This is a genomic window from Massilia sp. Bi118, assembly GCF_918697865.1.
Taxonomy (GTDB): Bacteria; Pseudomonadota; Gammaproteobacteria; order Burkholderiales; family Burkholderiaceae_D; genus Telluria.
In genome coordinates, this window is the sequence record NZ_CAKKMV010000008.1 from 208,749 (window position 1) to 225,895 (window position 17,147).

At 65.0% G+C, this 17,147-nt stretch carries 15 protein-coding genes and 1 tRNA gene; 8 read left to right on the forward strand and 8 right to left on the reverse strand.

What is annotated here, in order from left to right:
- Positions 1-126 precede the first annotated feature (126 nt).
- Both LQV39_RS13990 and LQV39_RS13995 read left to right on the forward strand, forming a co-directional pair.
- Positions 127-870: an ABC transporter substrate-binding protein gene (locus tag LQV39_RS13990; protein ID WP_230026732.1), complete on the forward strand. Its 744-nt coding sequence runs from the start codon at positions 127-129 to the stop codon at positions 868-870.
- A 70-nt stretch (positions 871-940) separates the two neighbouring features.
- On the forward strand, positions 941-1,315 hold the full coding sequence (locus tag LQV39_RS13995; protein ID WP_230026733.1) for a VOC family protein: 375 nt from the start codon (positions 941-943) through the stop codon (positions 1,313-1,315).
- Between the two features lie 25 nt (positions 1,316-1,340).
- On the opposite strand, the gene LQV39_RS14000 is transcribed toward LQV39_RS13995, so the two are convergent.
- Positions 1,341-1,425 (reverse strand) — tRNA-Leu (locus tag LQV39_RS14000).
- Between the two features lie 121 nt (positions 1,426-1,546).
- Here LQV39_RS14000 and LQV39_RS14005 point away from each other — a divergent pair.
- Complete coding sequence (locus tag LQV39_RS14005; RefSeq protein WP_230026734.1) at positions 1,547-3,505, forward strand: APC family permease; 1,959 nt, start codon at positions 1,547-1,549, stop codon at positions 3,503-3,505.
- A 3-nt stretch (positions 3,506-3,508) separates the two neighbouring features.
- Here the strand turns inward: LQV39_RS14005 and LQV39_RS14010 are convergent, their stop codons facing one another.
- Positions 3,509-3,958 (reverse strand): hypothetical protein, encoded by a 450-nt coding sequence (locus LQV39_RS14010; protein WP_230026735.1) that lies wholly within the window; start codon positions 3,956-3,958, stop codon positions 3,509-3,511.
- A 290-nt stretch (positions 3,959-4,248) separates the two neighbouring features.
- On the opposite strand from LQV39_RS14010, the gene LQV39_RS14015 reads away from it, so the two are divergent.
- Entirely contained in the window at positions 4,249-4,842 is a 594-nt protein-coding gene (locus LQV39_RS14015; RefSeq protein WP_230026736.1) for an FxDxF family PEP-CTERM protein, read from the forward strand.
- A gap of 70 nt (positions 4,843-4,912) precedes the next feature.
- On the opposite strand, the gene LQV39_RS14020 is transcribed toward LQV39_RS14015, so the two are convergent.
- The 5 genes from LQV39_RS14020 to hutC form a co-directional block, all read right to left on the reverse strand.
- On the reverse strand, positions 4,913-6,694 hold the full coding sequence (locus LQV39_RS14020; RefSeq protein ID WP_230026737.1) for a glycosyltransferase family 39 protein: 1,782 nt from the start codon (positions 6,692-6,694) through the stop codon (positions 4,913-4,915).
- A gap of 111 nt (positions 6,695-6,805) precedes the next feature.
- The gene (locus tag LQV39_RS14025) at positions 6,806-7,075 is read right to left on the reverse strand and encodes a type B 50S ribosomal protein L31 (protein ID WP_036170319.1); all 270 of its coding nucleotides are present in this window, start codon (positions 7,073-7,075) and stop codon (positions 6,806-6,808) included.
- A 213-nt stretch (positions 7,076-7,288) separates the two neighbouring features.
- Positions 7,289-8,551, reverse strand: a complete 1,263-nt coding sequence (gene rho, locus LQV39_RS14030) for a transcription termination factor Rho (protein WP_047821459.1) — start codon at positions 8,549-8,551, stop codon at positions 7,289-7,291.
- Between the two features lie 131 nt (positions 8,552-8,682).
- A complete protein-coding gene (gene trxA / locus LQV39_RS14035; RefSeq protein WP_036236119.1) occupies positions 8,683-9,009 on the reverse strand; it encodes a thioredoxin TrxA in 327 nt (108 codons plus the stop codon).
- 304 nt (positions 9,010-9,313) lie between these two features.
- Positions 9,314-10,033, reverse strand: coding sequence for a histidine utilization repressor (gene hutC / locus LQV39_RS14040; RefSeq protein ID WP_230026738.1), 720 nt, complete (start codon positions 10,031-10,033; stop codon positions 9,314-9,316).
- Positions 10,034-10,172: 139 nt separating this feature from the next.
- On the opposite strand from hutC, the gene ada reads away from it, so the two are divergent.
- Complete coding sequence (gene ada, locus LQV39_RS14045) at positions 10,173-11,234, forward strand: bifunctional DNA-binding transcriptional regulator/O6-methylguanine-DNA methyltransferase Ada (protein WP_230026739.1); 1,062 nt, start codon at positions 10,173-10,175, stop codon at positions 11,232-11,234.
- A gap of 39 nt (positions 11,235-11,273) precedes the next feature.
- On the opposite strand, the gene LQV39_RS14050 is transcribed toward ada, so the two are convergent.
- The gene (locus LQV39_RS14050; protein ID WP_230026740.1) at positions 11,274-11,912 is read right to left on the reverse strand and encodes a transposase; all 639 of its coding nucleotides are present in this window, start codon (positions 11,910-11,912) and stop codon (positions 11,274-11,276) included.
- A gap of 229 nt (positions 11,913-12,141) precedes the next feature.
- On the opposite strand from LQV39_RS14050, the gene LQV39_RS14055 reads away from it, so the two are divergent.
- From LQV39_RS14055 to hutH, 3 genes are all read left to right on the forward strand, one after another.
- Positions 12,142-13,812 (forward strand): amidohydrolase, encoded by a 1,671-nt coding sequence (locus LQV39_RS14055; RefSeq protein ID WP_230026741.1) that lies wholly within the window; start codon positions 12,142-12,144, stop codon positions 13,810-13,812.
- A 66-nt stretch (positions 13,813-13,878) separates the two neighbouring features.
- Positions 13,879-15,585, forward strand: a complete 1,707-nt coding sequence (gene hutU / locus LQV39_RS14060; protein ID WP_230026742.1) for a urocanate hydratase — start codon at positions 13,879-13,881, stop codon at positions 15,583-15,585.
- A gap of 5 nt (positions 15,586-15,590) precedes the next feature.
- Positions 15,591-17,141 (forward strand): histidine ammonia-lyase, encoded by a 1,551-nt coding sequence (gene hutH, locus LQV39_RS14065; RefSeq protein WP_230026743.1) that lies wholly within the window; start codon positions 15,591-15,593, stop codon positions 17,139-17,141.
- The last annotated feature ends 6 nt before the right edge of the window (positions 17,142-17,147 follow it).

The following is a 17,147-nucleotide window of genomic DNA, read 5'->3' on the forward strand; positions in this document are numbered from 1 at the left end:
CGTGAGCGCCACCAAATTGACGAAAATTGTCGAGTTGCTACGGATTGCCGCGCGTTATATGTTGCTGGTATGCTGGACGCAAGGTCGCTGCCGTCTGGCAGCCTTGGCACTGGGTGCGCTATGCGAATGAACACCGTGATTGTTGCCGCAATGCTTGCCCTCGGCTGCGCCGCCGCACAGGCACAGCCCGAGCCGCGCCTGTACCTCACCACCGAGGCTGCGGCGCCGCACAGCATGCTGGAAGGGAAGCGCGTGGTCGGCATTGGCGCCGACACCGTGCGCGAGATCATGGTCCGCGCCCACATCGCCCACACGATCGAGCTGCTGCCATGGAAGCGCGCCTACACCGCGGCGCTCGAGCGCCATGACACTTGCGTGTTCTCCACCACCCGCACGCCCGAACGCGAAGCCCTGTTCAAATGGGTCGGCCCGATCGGCGAGGCCGACTGGGTCCTGATGGCGCGCGCCGACCGCAAGCTGCGCCTGAACAGCCTGGACGACGCGCGCCGCTACCGCATCGGCACCTACAACGGCGACGCGCGCGACCTCTACCTGCGCGCGCGCGGCTTCGACGTCGATCCGGCGCCGAACGACCTGCTCAATCCGCGCAAGCTGATGGCGAACCGCATCGACCTCTGGGCCGCCAGCATCCGCCGCGGCAGCGCCACCCTGTCGCGCATGGGCTACGCCGACAAGATCGTGCCGGTCCTGGTGTTCAACAATATCCGCGTCTACCTGGCCTGCAACCACGCCGTGCCCGACGAGCTGACGGCGCGCATGAGCGTGGCGCTCGAGAGCATGGAGCACGATGGGAGCTTGCAGCGGATTCTGCACCGGTATGACGATTATGGGGTGCCGGCGAAGCGTTGACCTTCAGATAACGCGAGGGTATCGTGGGCGCTCGGCCGGCATCCCGTCCGGCGCTTCCCATAAGGATCCGATGTCGCCCCGTTTCCTGGCTGTTTCTCCCCTGATCCCCGCCCGCGACGTCGAGGAAGGCATCGCCTTCTACCAGCGCGCCTTCGGCTTCGAACTGCTGTACCGCGACGCCGAACCGGCCCAGTTCGCGATCGTCGGCAGCGAAGGCGCCAAGCTGCACCTGTTCGCGAGCCAGGACAAGCATCTGGCCGACTGGACCAGCTTGCGGATCGAGGTCGACGGTATCGATGCTCTTTACGCGCGCTGCGGCGAGGTCGGCTGCGTGCATCCGAATGGAGTGCTCGGTTCGAAGCCCTGGGGCACGCGCGAGTTCTCGATCATCGATCCGAGCGGGGTGTGTATTGCGTTGGTGGAGCGGGAAGAGCAGACGCGCTGAAGTCAGCGCGGGGGATGCTTGCAAGTGGTGCCTCCGGCCGGAATCGAACCGGCACGCCTTTCGGCGCTTGATTTTGAGTCAAGTGCGTCTACCAATTCCGCCACAGAGGCTGCAAGCGCAGGCGCGCATCTTAGCACATGCGATGCCAAAAAGACCAGTGCGTGTGCGCCCCGTTCCAGCGTATGATCTCGCCTACCTCGAGAATCAGCCGCCCGCAGGGCGGCGCGCACGATGAAGAACAAGAAAATACGCGAAATCATCCTGGGCAAAGCGCTCGATCCGATGCAGAGCGAGACCCGCCACTCGATGGCGCTGGTCGCCTTCCTGGCCTGGGTCGGGCTGGGCGCGGACGGCCTGTCCTCGTCGGCTTACGGCCCCGAAGAGACCTTCCGTGCGCTGGGCGCGCATACCCACCTTGGCCTGTACATGGCGCTCGCCACCGCGGTCACCGTGTTCATCATCGCGCTCGCCTACAACCAGGTGATCGAGCTGTTCCCGACCGGGGGCGGGGGCTACCGCGTCGCCACCAAACTGGTGGGACCCTATCTGGGGCTGGTCTCGGGCTGCGCCCTGATCCTCGACTACGTGCTGACCATCGCGATCTCGATCGCGTCCGGGGTCGACGCGCTGGCGTCCTTCCTGCCGCTTGGGTTCCAGCCCTATAAATTATGGGCCGAGGCCTTCTTCATCGCGCTGCTGATCGTGATGAACCTGCGCGGCCTGAAGGAAGCGATCCAGATCCTGCTGCCGATCTTCCTCGGCTTCGTCGCCACCCACCTGGTGCTGATCGTGTACGGCATCGTCGCGCACGCGTCCAATTTGCCGCAGCTTGTCCCCAGCACCATCACTGAAACCAAAGAGCTGGCGCAGCACATCGGCTGGGCCGGTGTGGCCGGGATGCTGCTGCTGGCGTATTCGCAGGGCGGCGGCACCTATACGGGCCTGGAGGCGGTATCGAACAACGTCAACCTGCTGGCCGAGCCGCGCGTGCGGACCGGGAAGATGACGATGTTCTACATGGCGCTGTCGCTGGCGATCACCGCCGGCGGCATCATCCTGCTCTACCTGCTGTGGAATGCGCAGCCGGTGGCCGGCGAAACCCTGAACGCCACCACCTTCCGCAGCATTATCGCCAGCATGGGGCTGGGCGGCGAGGTGCTGAACCACGTGGTGCTGGCCGTGGTACTGGCCTTCGAGGCCGGCCTGCTGTTCGTGGCCGCGAATACCGGCTTCCTGGGCGGTCCATCGGTGCTGTCGAACATGGCGTCCGATTCCTGGGTGCCGCACCAGTTCCGCTACCTGTCGACGCGCCTGGTGACCCAGAATGGCATCCTGGTGATGGGCGTCGCCGCGCTGGCGATCCTGTTCTGGACCGGCGGCCAGGTCACGCTGCTGGTGGTGCTGTATTCGATCTCGGTGTTCCTGACCTTCGCCATCTCCCTGTTCGGCCTGTGCCTGTACTGGTGGCGCCACCGCAAGGACGAGCGCTGGGTGCGGCGCTTCCTGCTGTCGCTGACCGGCTTCGTGATCTGCGCCGGCATCCTGGCGATCCTGCTGGTCGAACGCTTCACGCAGGGGGGCTGGGCCACCGCGCTGATCATCGCGGCGATTGCCGGCCTGTGCATCTTCATCCGCAACCACTACCGCGAGACCAAGCGCGCCATCCAGTCGGTCGACCAGGTGTTCGAGGACCAGCCCTTCGGCCCGGTCAAGGAGTCGGTCGATCCGGAGCGGGAGGCGCAGACAGCGGTGTTCATCGTCGGCACCTCGCGCGGCGGCGGCCTGCATGCGCTGCTGTGGGTGCTGCGCATGTTCCCGGGCCACTTCAAGAATTTCCTGTTCGTGAACGCGCGCACGGTGGATGCGCATGCCTATGGCGGCGAGGGCGCGCTGGAAAAGATGCGGGAGAATGCGGCGGAGACGCTGGAATTCTTCGTCGACTTCTGCCAGAGCCACGGGATGGCGTCGGCGTCTTATATCGGCTTCGGTACCGATGCGGTGGAGGAGGTGACCCGCATGTGCGAGCAGATCAACAGCGAGTATCCGAATTCGATTTTCTTCACCAGTAAACTGATCTTCGCATCGGATAACTGGTTCACCCGGCTGCTGCACAACCAGGCGGCGCTCGCCGTGCAGCGCCGCCTGCACCTGGAAGGACTACAAATGGTCATCCTTCCGATGAAAGTATAAAAGTCAGCCCGCCATCTGCCGGCGCAGGGCCCGCAGCGCCGGCACCGGGCCCCTGACCTCGAGCACATGGGCGCGCACGGTCACGGCGATCTCCTTGCCGCCGCGCGCGCGGTAACGCACGGCGCCCGGCGCGCGTTCTGCCGGCGCATAGCCCAGGCGGCCCAGCGCATCGTCCAGCGTGACGACCAGGTGGCAGGCGTCGAAGCGGGTCGTCACCTGGAAGCGGCCCGGCATCATGGTCATCATCGGCAGCAGGCCGCCGGCCAGTACCGGCAGCACAATATACGCCAGCGGTGCGCCCGGATCCATCTGGCGGAAAGCGATCATCAGTGCCGACAGGCCCAGCGCCAGCGCCAGCGCCAGCATGGCCAGGCGTTGCGGCGAACCGAGAGGAGAGGGGCGGCGCGCCTGTTCCGGGACGCGCTCGATATCGGAAAACGTCACGCTTTTCATGATGGGCTCCTTGGCTGGCGATGCCGCCGGATAGCGGGCACATCCATCATTCTGATAATTCAGGAACCCGAGGAATTGATCTTTCTCAAGCGAGCCCTTGCCGAGAATGAAGTGTTTTCGCTTTGGAAATTAATGGCTCAAAAATGCCACTTTTCGTGGAAAAACGGCTGAGATTTGTGCGCAATCTAACAGTTGAGGGGTGGGCGCGAACTTATGCTGTTATTTCCGATCGGTGTCAATACGCCGCTCCGTCGGAGTGTAAGTCCCGATAACTTATCTCAGGAACTATCATGAAACTGAAATCTCTCGTTTTAAGCGCCCTCATCGCGGGCGCGGCGGTCGCCTCCCAGGGCGCCGCCGCCCAGGCGATCGAGCGCACCGTTCCGCTAGTGACAGCGGGCGACGGCGTGGGCGGCTTCAACGCGCATTTCGGCGATACCTTTGCGGCCTCGACCGTCGTCAGGACCTTCAGCGACATCTTCACCTTCAACATCGGCTCGCCCTTCGACGCCGCAGCCTCGGTGACCTCGTCCTATCTCAACACACCGCAGACCAAGGACCTCCTGATCACCGGCTTCAGCCTGTATCGCTACGACCCGTCGACGATGACGATGCTCGGCACGGCGATCGCCGGCATCAACGAAACCGGCTTCGGCTCGCATCCGACCGATTCGTGGTCGCTGTCGGCCTATGACCTGGTCAGCGGCTATTACGCACTGAAGGTCGACGGCCAGGTGCTGGGGGCGGGCGGCGGCGCCTTTGGCGGCGACCTGGTCGTGTCGGCGGTGCCGGAACCGCAGACCTGGAGCATGCTGCTGGCCGGCCTGGGCCTGGGCATGGTCGGGATGATGAAGCGCCGCAAGCTGGTGTTGCAGAAGATCTGACCCTGCGCAGGGATCCCGGACGTAAAAAAGCCACCCGCATGGGTGGCTTCTTCATTGCGGCGCCGGTCGGTCAGCGTCGCTGGTACAGGCGGAAGCGCTCGAGGCGGTCGGAGGGGCGGCGGCCTTCCCACAGCAGGTTCCAGTCGCGCGGGCGGAAGTCGTCCAGCACCACCTGGCCGCCGCGCGGACCGTCGCCGGACTGGATCACGCTCTGGCGGCTGGTGTCGGTGTGCGTGCCGTCGGCGGTCTTCTTGAGGCTTTCCTGCAGCAGCAGGAAGCTGCATTTGCCGCCTTCGACACCGGCGAAGGGCAGGTGGCCGAAGTAGGCGAAGGAGGCGCGCTGGGCCGGGCCGACATTGGTCTCGATGCAGTCGGCGCCGGCCGGCAGGCGCGCCGCGATCTGCTGGGCCACCGAGGCATAGCTGCGGGCATAGTTCAGGTCCGGCAGGAACAGGGTCATCAGCAGCACCCACAGCAGGATCAGGCCGCCGGACGACAGCACCACGGCGCGCCACAGCACCGAGGGCTGGCGCGACAGGCGCCAGTGCACCAGCACGAACCAGCCGGCCGTGGCGGCTGCGGCGACGATGAAGGCGACGATGCCGAATTCGGGGTGGAAGCCGGGCACCTGCTTGAGCGCGTTCTTGGCCAGCTGCGCCGGCCAGCCGGTCAGCTTGGCGATCCAGAACAGCCACAGCAATGCGCCCAGCAGGGTCAGGACCATCACCGAGAACCAGTCGATCGCGTTGATGGTGCCGCGCTTCATGGTCGGCAGGCCGAAGGCCGCCATCAGCGCCATCGGCGGCAGCAGCTTGAGCAGGTCGCCGTTTTCCGGCACCGGATCGCACAGCACCAGCAGCACCAGCAGGCCGACGAAGCAGGTCGGCAGGATGATGTGCAGCATGCCGTGCTGGCGGCGCCAAGCCCAGACGGCCCAGGCGGCGAAGGGCCAGGCCGGCCAGCAGAACCAGATGCCGACACGGAAGAAGGCCGCGATCGAATGCCAGCTCGGGATGCTCAGCTGGCTGGCGTTCCAGGCCAGCCATTCGCCCACCGGCGCCTGGTTGTAGGGATGGGCCAGCAGCGCGGGCAGGATCCAGACCAGCATCACCAGGACAGCCGAGCCGGCCGCCACGCCCAGGTCGCGCAGCACGGGGCGCGGAGGCAGCTTCAGGAAGCGGGTGCACAGGAACAGCGCGCCCAGCAGCACGATGGGGGAGGCGACGCCGCGGGTCAGCGCCAGCGCGCCCAGCACCAGGCCGAGCAGCGCCGCGTTGCGCCGGGAAGCTTCTTCGAGATAGCGCACCGAGCGGTACAGGAACCAGGCCAGCAGCGAGCCCTGCAGGGTCACGGCCAGGGTCTCATGGCTTTGCAGCAGCAGGCCCAGGCAGCCCAGGTAGATCAGGACGGCGGTGTCGGCCAGGGTACGGCCGTAGTCGTCGGGTTCGGGCTGGCCGCCGAAGGCCAAGCGCAGGGGCTGGGCTTCCGCGCGCCGGCCCAGCCGGAACGCGGTCTGCCACAGCGACACGGTGCCCAGCACGAAGATGGCGATGGTCGATATGCGCGCCGCCAGCACGTCCCCCAGCAGCCAGCCGAACAGCTTGATGCACAGCGCGCCCAGCCAGAAGGCCAGCGGCCCTTCCTCGGGCGAGGGCAGGCCGGCGATGTTCGGCAGCAGCCAGTCCTTGACCCCGCCGTGGGCCATGGTCCACATGATGCCGAAGCTGGCGGCATCGTCCTTCCACGGGTCGCGGCCGATCAGGCCCGGCAGGATGTACAACAGGCCAAGTGCGTACAAGGCCCATCGTGGCAGCGCGAGTGTGGCGGCGGCGGGGAGGCGGACTGGTTTCATCGATCCTGTTGCGTGATTCAAAATAATGTCGCGTAGTATAGCGACAAAAAAAAAGGAAGCCCGAGGCTTCCTTCTTGAAGGCCCGAAGGCCCCCAGTGCGTTCGCTCGGAATTAGCCGTTGGCGACGCTGGTCTTCGAGCCGACCGAACCGAACTTCTGGCGGAATTTCTCAACGCGGCCAGCGGTGTCGACGATCTTGTGCTTACCGGTGAAGAACGGGTGCGATTCAGCGCTCACCTCGATCTTGACCAGCGGGTACTGCTTGCCTTCGAAATCGATGGTTTCGCGGGTGTTGATGGTCGAACGGGTGATGAATTTGAAGTCGCAGGACAGGTCGTGGAAGACGACTTCGCGGTAATCCGGATGGGTATCGGTTTTCATGGTTTTGCCTCGGTTAGGTTGGTAGCCAAAAGGCACTTCGTCGGTCATGCTGCTTCTCGACCCGATTGCCGATCACTTGCCAGGGGTGGTAATGAACCGGAGATTATATGCCACGCAGGGCTGCAAGGCAACTTTGCAGCCGCAGGAACGTGGCGCAGAAAGCAAAAAGGCGACCTCACGGCCGCCTTGTGCGTGCGATTGCAGCGACGGCGCTTAACCGCCGCGACGCATCATGTCGAAGAACTCGACGTTGTTCTTGGTCGCGCGCATCTTGTCGAGGATGAACTCCATCGCTTCGATCTCGTCCATCGAGTACAGCAGCTTGCGCAGGATCCAGATCTTCTGCAGCTGGTCAGGCTTGATCAGCAGCTCTTCGCGGCGGGTGCCCGACTTGTTCAGGTTGATCGCCGGGTAGACGCGCTTCTCGGCCAGGCGGCGCTCCAGGTGCACCTCCATGTTGCCGGTACCCTTGAATTCTTCGTAGATCACGTCGTCCATGCGCGAGCCGGTTTCGATCAGCGCGGTGGCGACGATGGTCAGCGAACCGCCTTCTTCGACGTTACGGGCGGCGCCGAAGAAACGCTTCGGACGCTGCAGCGCGTTGGCGTCGACACCGCCGGTCAGCACCTTGCCCGAGGCCGGGATCACGGTGTTGTAGGCGCGTGCCAGGCGGGTGATCGAGTCCAGCAGGATCACGACGTCCTTCTTCATTTCGACCAGGCGCTTGGCCTTTTCCAGCACCATCTCGGCGACCTGCACGTGGCGGGTGGCCGGTTCGTCGAAGGTCGAGGCAACCACTTCGCCGCGCACCGAACGCTGCATCTCGGTCACTTCCTCGGGACGTTCGTCGATCAGCAGGACGATCAGGGTGACGTCCGGGTGGTTCGCGGTGATCGCGTGGGCGATGTGCTGCAGCATGACCGACTTGCCGGACTTCGGCGAGGCCACCAGCAGGCCGCGCTGGCCCTTGCCGATCGGCGAGATCAGGTCGACGATGCGGCCGGTGATGTTCTCGGCGCCGTTCATGTCGCGCTCGAGGCGCAGCGGCACTTGCGGGTGCAGCGGGGTCAGGTTCTCGAACAGGATGCGGTGCTTCGAGGCTTCCGGCGATTCGCCGTTGACCTTGTCCACCTTGACCAGCGCGAAGTAACGCTCGCCATCCTTCGGCGTACGCACTTCCCCTTCGATCGAGTCACCCGTATGCAGGTTGAAGCGGCGGATCTGCGACGGCGAGATGTAGATGTCGTCGGTCGAGGCCATGTAGCTGGCATCCGGCGAACGCAGGAAGCCGAAGCCGTCCGGCAGCACTTCGAGTGCGCCGTCGCCGAAAATCTGCTCGCCTTGTTTCGCGCGCTTCTTGAGGATCGCGAACATCAGTTCTTGTTTGCGCAGGCGGGCTGCGTTGTCGATGTCCAGGCTGATCGCCATCTCCAGAAGGGCGGAGACGTGCATTGCCTTCAGTTCAGATAAGTGCATGTGTCGGGTGTCCCGTGACGGGAAAGTAAAGGTAGGGGAGGGAACTACGTGGGTTAATTATGGGGAAGGATCGGAGTCGATGGCCTTCCCGGAATGGCGGCAACGCGGGCGCGCTGCCGCCGGCTATGGTATCAGATGTTGCTATCGATGAAAGCAGTCAGTTGGCCTTTTGCCATCGCGCCGACTTTCTGCGCGGCTGCAACGCCATTCTTGAACAGGATCAGGGTCGGGATGCCACGGATGCCGAACTTGGCCGGCACGGCCTGGTTCGCATCGACGTCCATCTTCGCGATCAGGAGCTTGCCGTCATATTCCTTAGCGACTTCTTCGAGGATCGGGGCGATCATCTTGCAGGGACCGCACCACTCGGCCCAGAAGTCGACCAGGACCGGGCGCTCGGACTTCAGCACGTCGGTTTCGAAGGATGCATCGCTAATGTGTTTGATGTTTTCGCTCATGTTTTCCTCAGTGAGAGGTAGGTCAATTAACGCCTGAAACGCACAATGGTGGAGACACTGTGTGCAATATTCAATAGTGGAAGAGCTGCAAGGAGGTGTCAGGCGGGGGTTAGCTGAAATAATAACCGATTTTCCTGAAACGTGTTCGCAAGCTTTGTACAAAATCTTAACACGTTAGCGCAACTCGCATTGCGCCCGGGCTGCGGTGCCGGTTTGACCTGCTTCCATTATTGCCGACGACAGTGCCGTGTGCACATTTATCGCCGGATTTATTTTGCTGCGTGGTTGTTACGGCAAGCGATTTTCAAGCAACGTTGCCGGTGAATTTATACAACTGTCCCGGATGCCACATGGTCGCCACCGTCGCCACCTTGCCCTGTGAGGTGGTGCGGCGGCGCAGCACCAGGCAGGCGGCACCTGGAGCGATGGCCAGCATCTCCGCCACCTCGCGCGGCGCCGGCAGGGCTTCGATGCTATAGGTGGCGTCCTGCAGGGGCGCTGCCGCCATCAGGTGCTCGTTCGGGGTGACGCGGGTGTAGTCCTGGTCCAGGTAGGCGGGGGCGCAGGCCGGGTTGACCCAGCGGTCTTCGATCTGGATCGGCTGGTCGTTTTCGTGGTGCACGATCACCGAGTGGAACAGGGGTGCGCCCGGCGCCAGCGCGAACTGCAGGGCCAGCGCCTCGCCGGCAGGGGCCTGCTCCAGCAGCAGCGGGCGGCTGCTGTGGGCGTGTCCGCGGGCGCGCACCTCGTCGGCGATATTGCGGATCTCGACCAGCGTGGCCTGGTATTTTTGCGGCGCGACGAAAGTGCCCGCGCCCTGGCGCCGCGTCAGCACCTGTTCCGCCGTCAGCTCGCGCACGGCGCGGTTGACGGTCATGCGCGAGACGCCGAACTGGCGCACCAGCGCCTGCTCGGACGGGACCAGGTCGCCTTCCTTCCAGCGCCCGGAGGCGATCTCGCCCAGCAGGTAATCCTTGATGCGCTGAAAAATGGGCGTGGCGTCTTGCGCGAACTGTTCGTCCAAACTACTCTCCGGGGTCAGGAATGGCCTTATGTGACGCAACATTCTAGCATCGTGGATTTGAAAGCAAGACCCGGGATGACGCTGCCGCCGTCACGCCGATACGATGGCTGCATTCGACTCGTGGAGCATGGAGACTATCATGGACAAACCCGCTTTCAATACCGACGACGAGCGCTGGGCCGCGGTGCAGCAGCGTGCGCGCGAAGCCGACGGCATCTTCTATTACTCGGTGCGCACCACCGGCGTGTACTGCCAGCCTTCGTGTCCTTCGCGCGGCGCGCGGCGCGTCAACGTCGCCTTTCATGCGTCGCGCGAAGACGCCGAAGCGGCCGGCTTCCGGCCCTGCCTGCGCTGCAAGCCGGACCAGCCGCCGCTGGCCGAACGCCAGGCTGCTGCCGTGGCGCAGGCTTGCCGGCTGATCGATTCGTCGCCCGAGGAGCCCGACCTGGCCAGCCTGGCCGAAGCCTGCGGCATGAGCCGCTTCCATTTTCATCGCGTGTTCAAGGCGCATACCGGGATCACGCCCAAGGCCTATGCGGCTGCGCGGCGAGCGGAACGCCTGCAGCAGGGACTCGTGCAGGCGCCGAGCGTGACCGCGGCCGCGTATGACGCCGGCTTCAATTCGAGCGGCCGCTTTTACGCGGCGTCGTCCGGCGTGCTGGGCATGACGCCGGTGCGCTACCGTTCCGGCGGCGGCGGTGAAGCGATCCGCTTTGCGGTGGCGGCCTGTTCGCTCGGCGCCTTGCTGGTGGCGGCTACCGACAAGGGCATCTGCTCGATCCTTCTGGGCGACGATCCCGACGCGCTGGTGCGCGACCTGCAGGACCGCTTCCCGAGGGCGGAGCTGATCGGCGCCGAGCCGTCGTTCGAAGCCACGGTGGCGCAGGTAGTGGCCTTTGTCGAGGCGCCGCGCATCGGGCTCGAGTTGCCGCTGGATTTGCGTGGCACCGCTTTCCAGCAGCGGGTCTGGCAGGCGCTGCGCGCGATTCCTGCCGGGCGCACGGTGGGCTATGCGGAGCTGGCCGCGCAACTGGGCATGCCGCAGGGCGCGCGTGCGGTGGCCGGGGCTTGTGCCGCCAATCCCATTGCGATCGCCGTTCCCTGTCATCGCGTGGTGCGCAACGATGGGTCGATTTCGGGTTATCGCTGGGGTGTGGAGCGCAAGAAGACCTTGCTTGAACGCGAGCTTGAGCAAAGTTAAACCGGGGTCAGAGCCCGATTTTTGGAAATATCTCTGCGGTTAGAGCATGCCAGTGTCCATCGCGTTTTGGGTAGGGCCTAGCGGACGATTGCTGTTGCCAGCTTTTCTGACCTCGTCGAGCAACTCTTCCGGCAAGGCGTCGTTGAACAAATGGCGGTATGCCGCATGGCGTGCCGCCTCGACCTTGCCCAAGCTTAAATACACGGAATGCGGTGTAATCAGGGCGCTCTCCCGACCGAAAGCATTCGTCCGATGGCTGGACCACGGATAGTCAGCAGGCACATCCACCATATTTGCCCGCACGGGATTGAGTTCGATGTAGCGTTGGCAGATCAGGAAATAACGCTCGTCCTGCACCGGACTCGAGCGAAACCGCCCCTCCCATAATGTGCCTGTGCGCGCATGACGGCGATTGAAATATTGCACGTAGCGTTGGCCCAGCCGCTGCATCATCGTGCTCACACTATCGGTCGTGTCTGGCGAGAGCAGAAGATGGACATGGTTGCTCATGAGGACATAGGCATGCACGGCGCAGCCTGCATCGAAAGCACACTCGCGCAGTGCGTCGAGGTAAATCAGGTAGTCATTCTGCAGATGGAAGCAGGGGGATCGGTTATTGCCCCGCTGGATGACATGCAGCGGAATCGAAGGGGAGACGACGCGGCGAGGACGTGGCATGGGGAAGGCGAAAGTTGAAGGAAGCATAAGCGTAGATATGTTTGCCGCTGAACTTCCGACCGACATCAATCCTGCGTAAGACTGTTGAGGTCGTATGCTTTTTTGAGGCCTAGGGACTTCTGCTGGGTAATTGCCAAAAATCGGGCTCTGACCCCGGTTTGATGCAGATTGACCGTTGCGCAATTTTCTATACACTCTCCTCCTTTACAAGAATATGGAGAGCCTCGCGATGCGCCTCAAACCCTTGCAGTCTGCCCTGTCCATCCTGATCGCCGCCGGCGCCATGGCTGCGGCCCACGCCGACACCGTGATCGACAACGCCAACGGCTACACGCTCAACGCCAGGGGCGACATCGTCCAGTTCGCGTCGCTGGCCTTCGATGACAAGGGCAGGATCATCGCGGTGGGCGGTGCGAAGGAGGTGGCGGCGAAGGCGCCGAATGCGAAGCATGTCGACCTGCAGGGCCGCACCGTGCTGCCGGGACTGATCGATGCGCACGGCCACGTGTTCGGCCTGGGCGCGATGCTGACCCAGCTCGACCTGTCGACCTCGACCTCGCTGGACGGCGCCCTGAAGGCCATCGGCGATTACGCGCGCGCCAATCCGCAGCAGGCCTGGGTGCGCGGGCGCGGCTGGAACCAGGAGATCTGGAAGCTGGGCCGCTTCCCGACCGCCAAGGAGCTCGATGGCGCAGTCAGCGACCGTCCGGTCTGGCTCGAGCGCGTCGACGGCCATGCCGGCTGGGCCAACAGCCGCGTGCTGGCGCTGGCCGGCATCACCGACAAGACCCCGGACCCGGTCGGCGGCAAGATCGTGCGCGATGCGAACGGCGTCGCCACCGGCGTGCTGGTCGACGCTGCCCAGCAACTGGTCACCAAGGTGCTGCCGCACGAGACCGAGCAGGAAGGCCGCGTGATGCTCGACCGCGCCCTGGAAAACATGGCCAGCGTCGGCCTGACCAGCGTGCACGATGCCGGCATCACCGTCGGCGAGGACAAGCTCTACCGCGACTACGCCGACCACGACAAGCTGACGGCCCGCATCTACGCCATGATCGGCGGCACCGGCCCGGATTTTGACCAGTTGGCAAAAAATGGCCCGCTCCTGAATTACGGCCACGACATGTACGCACTGCGCGCGGTAAAACTGTACGCCGATGGCGCCCTGGGCAGCCGCGGCGCGGCCCTGCTGGCGCCCTACAGCGACGATCCGCACTCGCACGGCCTGCTGTTCCACACGAACAGGGAGATCGACGCGATGATCACCAAGGCCATCAAGAAGGGCTACCAGGTCAACGTGCACGCGATCGGCGACGCCGGCAACAAGCAGATCCTCGATACCTTCGCGAAAGAGATCCCGGCAAATAAAGCCGCAGACAAGCGCCACCGCATCGAGCACGCCCAGGTAGTGACCCTGAGCGACATCCCGCGTTTCAAAAGCATCGGCATCATCCCGTCGATGCAGCCGACCCACGCCACCTCGGACAAGAACATGGCCGAGACCCGCATCGGCGCGGACCGCATGAAGGGCGCCTACGCCTGGCGCAGTTACCTAGCGCAGGGCTCGCGCATCGCCTGCGGCTCCGACTTCCCGGTCGAGGCGCCGAATCCCTTCTTCGGCATGCACGCCGCCGTCACGCGCCAGGACAAGGACGGCGCGCCGATCGCCGGCTGGTATCCGGAGCAGGAGATGTCGCTCAAGGAAGCCTTCCGCTGCTTCACGCTTGATGCGGCGTATGCCGGCCACCAGGAAAAGACGCTAGGCTCGCTCGAAGCCGGTAAATACGCCGACTTCATCGTCATCGACCGCGACCTGTTCAAGATGTCGCCCTACGACATCTACAAGACCACCGTGCTCGAAACCTGGGTCGGCGGCCGCCAGGTCTACCAGAAGAAATAACAGAGGAGGGGGTTGACGAGGTTGTATAGACAACCTAGACTTTCTTGACATTCCCAGGAGCCAGCCATGACCAACGCTTCGCCGATGCAAGACCCCCGCTTCGATCCGACCCGCGACATCCGCGCCCCGCGCGGCAGCCAGCTGCACTGCAAGAGCTGGCTGACCGAAGCGGCCTTCCGCATGTTGCAGAACAACCTGGACGCCGAGGTGGCGGAGAACCCGCAAAGCCTCGTCGTCTACGGCGGCATCGGCCGCGCCGCGCGCGACTGGGCCTGCTTCGACCAGATCCTCGCCTCGCTGCGCGATCTCGACGACGACCAGACCCTGCTGATCCAGTCCGGCAAGCCGGTCGGCGTGTTCCAGACCCACCCGGACGCGCCGCGCGTGCTGCTGGCGAACTCGAACCTGGTGCCCAAATGGGCCAACTGGGAACACTTCAACGAGCTCGATCGCAAGGGCCTGTTCATGTACGGCCAGATGACGGCCGGCAGCTGGATCTACATCGGCACCCAGGGCATCGTGCAGGGCACCTACGAAACCTTTGCCGAAGCAGGGCGCCAGCACTTCGGCGGCGACCTGGCTGGCCGCTGGGTCCTGACCGCGGGCCTGGGCGGCATGGGCGGCGCGCAGCCGCTGGCCGCGACCTTCGCCGGCGCGGTCTCGCTGACCGTCGAGTGCCAGCAGAGCAGCATCGACTTCCGCCTGCGCACCCGCTACCTGGACAAGCAGGCGCACAGCATCGATGAAGCGCTGGAGATGATCCGCCAGCACAAGCAGAACAAGGACGCGATCTCGATCGGCCTGCTCGGCAACGCCGCCGACATCCTGCCGGAGCTGGTGCGCCGTGCAAAGGAAACCGGCCTGGTGCCGGACCTGGTCACCGACCAGACCTCGGCCCACGACCTGATCAACGGCTACCTGCCGCGCGGCTGGACCGTCGAGCAGTGGAAGGCCGCGCAGCAGGATCCGGCCCAGCATGCGCGCCTGAAGAAGGAAGCAGCCGAATCGGCCGCCGTCCACGTCCAGGCCATCCTCGATTTCCAGGCGATGGGCGCCAAGGCCGTCGACTACGGCAACAACATCCGCCAGGTCGCGCTGGACGAAGGCGTCAAGAATGCCTTCGACTTCCCGGGCTTCGTGCCGGCCTATATCCGCCCGCAGTTCTGCGAAGGCCGCGGTCCCTTCCGCTGGGTGGCGCTGTCCGGCGACCCGGAAGACATCTACAAGACGGACGCCAAGATCAAGGAGCTGTTCCCGCAGCACGCACGGGTGCACCGCTGGCTGGACATGGCGCGCGAGCGCATCGCCTTCCAGGGCCTGCCGGCGCGCATCTGCTGGCTGGGCCTCGGCGAACGCCACCTCGCCGGCCTCGCTTTCAACGAGATGGTCCGCACGGGCGAACTGAAAGCGCCGATCGTGATCGGCCGCGACCACCTCGACACCGGCTCCGTCGCCAGCCCGAACCGCGAAACGGAAGCCATGCGCGACGGCACCGACGCTGTCTCCGACTGGCCGCTGCTGAACGCCATGCTGAACACGGCCGGCGGCGCGACCTGGGTCTCGCTGCATCACGGCGGCGGGGTCGGCATGGGATACTCGCAGCACTCCGGCGTGGTGATCGTGGCCGACGGCACCGAGGCCGCCGACAAACGCCTGGCCCGCGTGCTGGTGAACGACTGCGCCTCCGGCGTGATGCGCCATGCCGACGCCGGCTACGAACTCGCGATCGAAGCCGCCAAGCGCTTCGGCCTCAAACTCCCGATGATTAAATAAGCACCATGAACCACCTGACTCTCGAACCCGGCTCTCTTACCCTGAATGACCTGCGCACCGTCTGGCAATCCGCCGGACGCCTGACTCTCGCTGCGGAAGCCTACGCCGACATCGAAGCCTCGGCCGCCACCGTGCAAGCCATCGTCGCCAAGGGCGATCCGGCCTACGGCATTAACACCGGTTTCGGCATCCTGGCCAAGCGCCACATCCCGCAAGCCCAGCTCGAACAGCTGCAGCAGAACCTGATCCTGTCGCATGCGGTCGGCACCGGCGAGCTGCTGCCGGACCATGTCGCGCGCCTCATCCTGCTGACGAAGATCGGCAGCCTGGCGCGCGGCTATTCCGGCGTGCGCCCGCTGATCGTCGACACGCTCATCGCCCTGTACAACGCCGGCATCATGCCCGCCATCCCGTCGCAGGGTTCGGTCGGCGCATCCGGCGACCTGGCGCCGCTGGCCCACATGACCCTGGCCATGCTGGGCGTCGGCCAGGTGCGCATGAAGGGAGAATTGATGGACGCCGGCGCCGCGCTCGAAGCGGCCGGCATCGAGCCGGTGACCCTGGCGGCGAAGGAGGGCCTGGCCCTGATCAACGGCACCCAGGTCTCGACCGCGCTGGCCCTGCACGGCCTGTTCATGGCCGAGCGCCTGCTGGAAGGCGCGATGGTGACCGGCGCGCTGTCGCTGGACGCCGCGCGCGGCAGCGACGCCCCCTTCGACCCGCGCGTGCACGCGGTGCGCGGCCAGCCGGGCCAGATCGCCGCGGCGAAGATCTACCGCGAACTGGTGGCCGGCAGCGCGATCCGCGCTTCCCACCTGGTCGGCGACGAGCGCGTGCAGGATCCCTACAGCCTGCGCTGCCAGCCGCAGGTGATGGGCGCCGTGATGGACCTGATCGCCCAGGCCGGCCGCACCCTCTTGATCGAATCGAACGCCGTCACCGACAACCCGCTGATCTTCCCTGACGCGGACGCCGCCGGCGGCGCCACGATCGTCTCGGGTGGTAATTTCCACGCGGAACCTGTCGCCTTCGCGGCCGACACCCTGGCCCTGGCCATCGCCGAGATCGGCGCGCTGGCGGAGCGCCGCATCGCGCTGCTGATCGATTCGACCCTGTCCGGCCTGCCGCCCTTCCTGGTCAAGGAGCCGGGCGTGAATTCCGGCTTCATGATCGCCCACGTGACGGCGGCCGCGCTGGCCTCGGAAAACAAGTCGCTGGCGCATCCGGCCAGCGTCGACAGCCTGCCGACCTCGGCCAACCAGGAAGACCATGTCAGCATGGCCACCTTCGCGGCGCGCCGTCTCGACCAGATGGCGCACAATACGGGTGTCATCGTCGGCATCGAGCTGCTGGCGGCGGCGCAGGGGATCGAGTTCCACCGTCCGCTCACCAGTTCGGGCCATCTGGAGCACGTACACGCCCAGCTGCGCGGGCGCGTGGCGGCCTTCGACGAAGACCGCTTCTTCGCGCCGGACATCGAAGCGGCCAAGCGGATGGTGATGCAGGGCGAGCTGTCCGCCGAATGCCGGGAGCTGTTCGCCGCGCTGCATCCTTGATCTTCT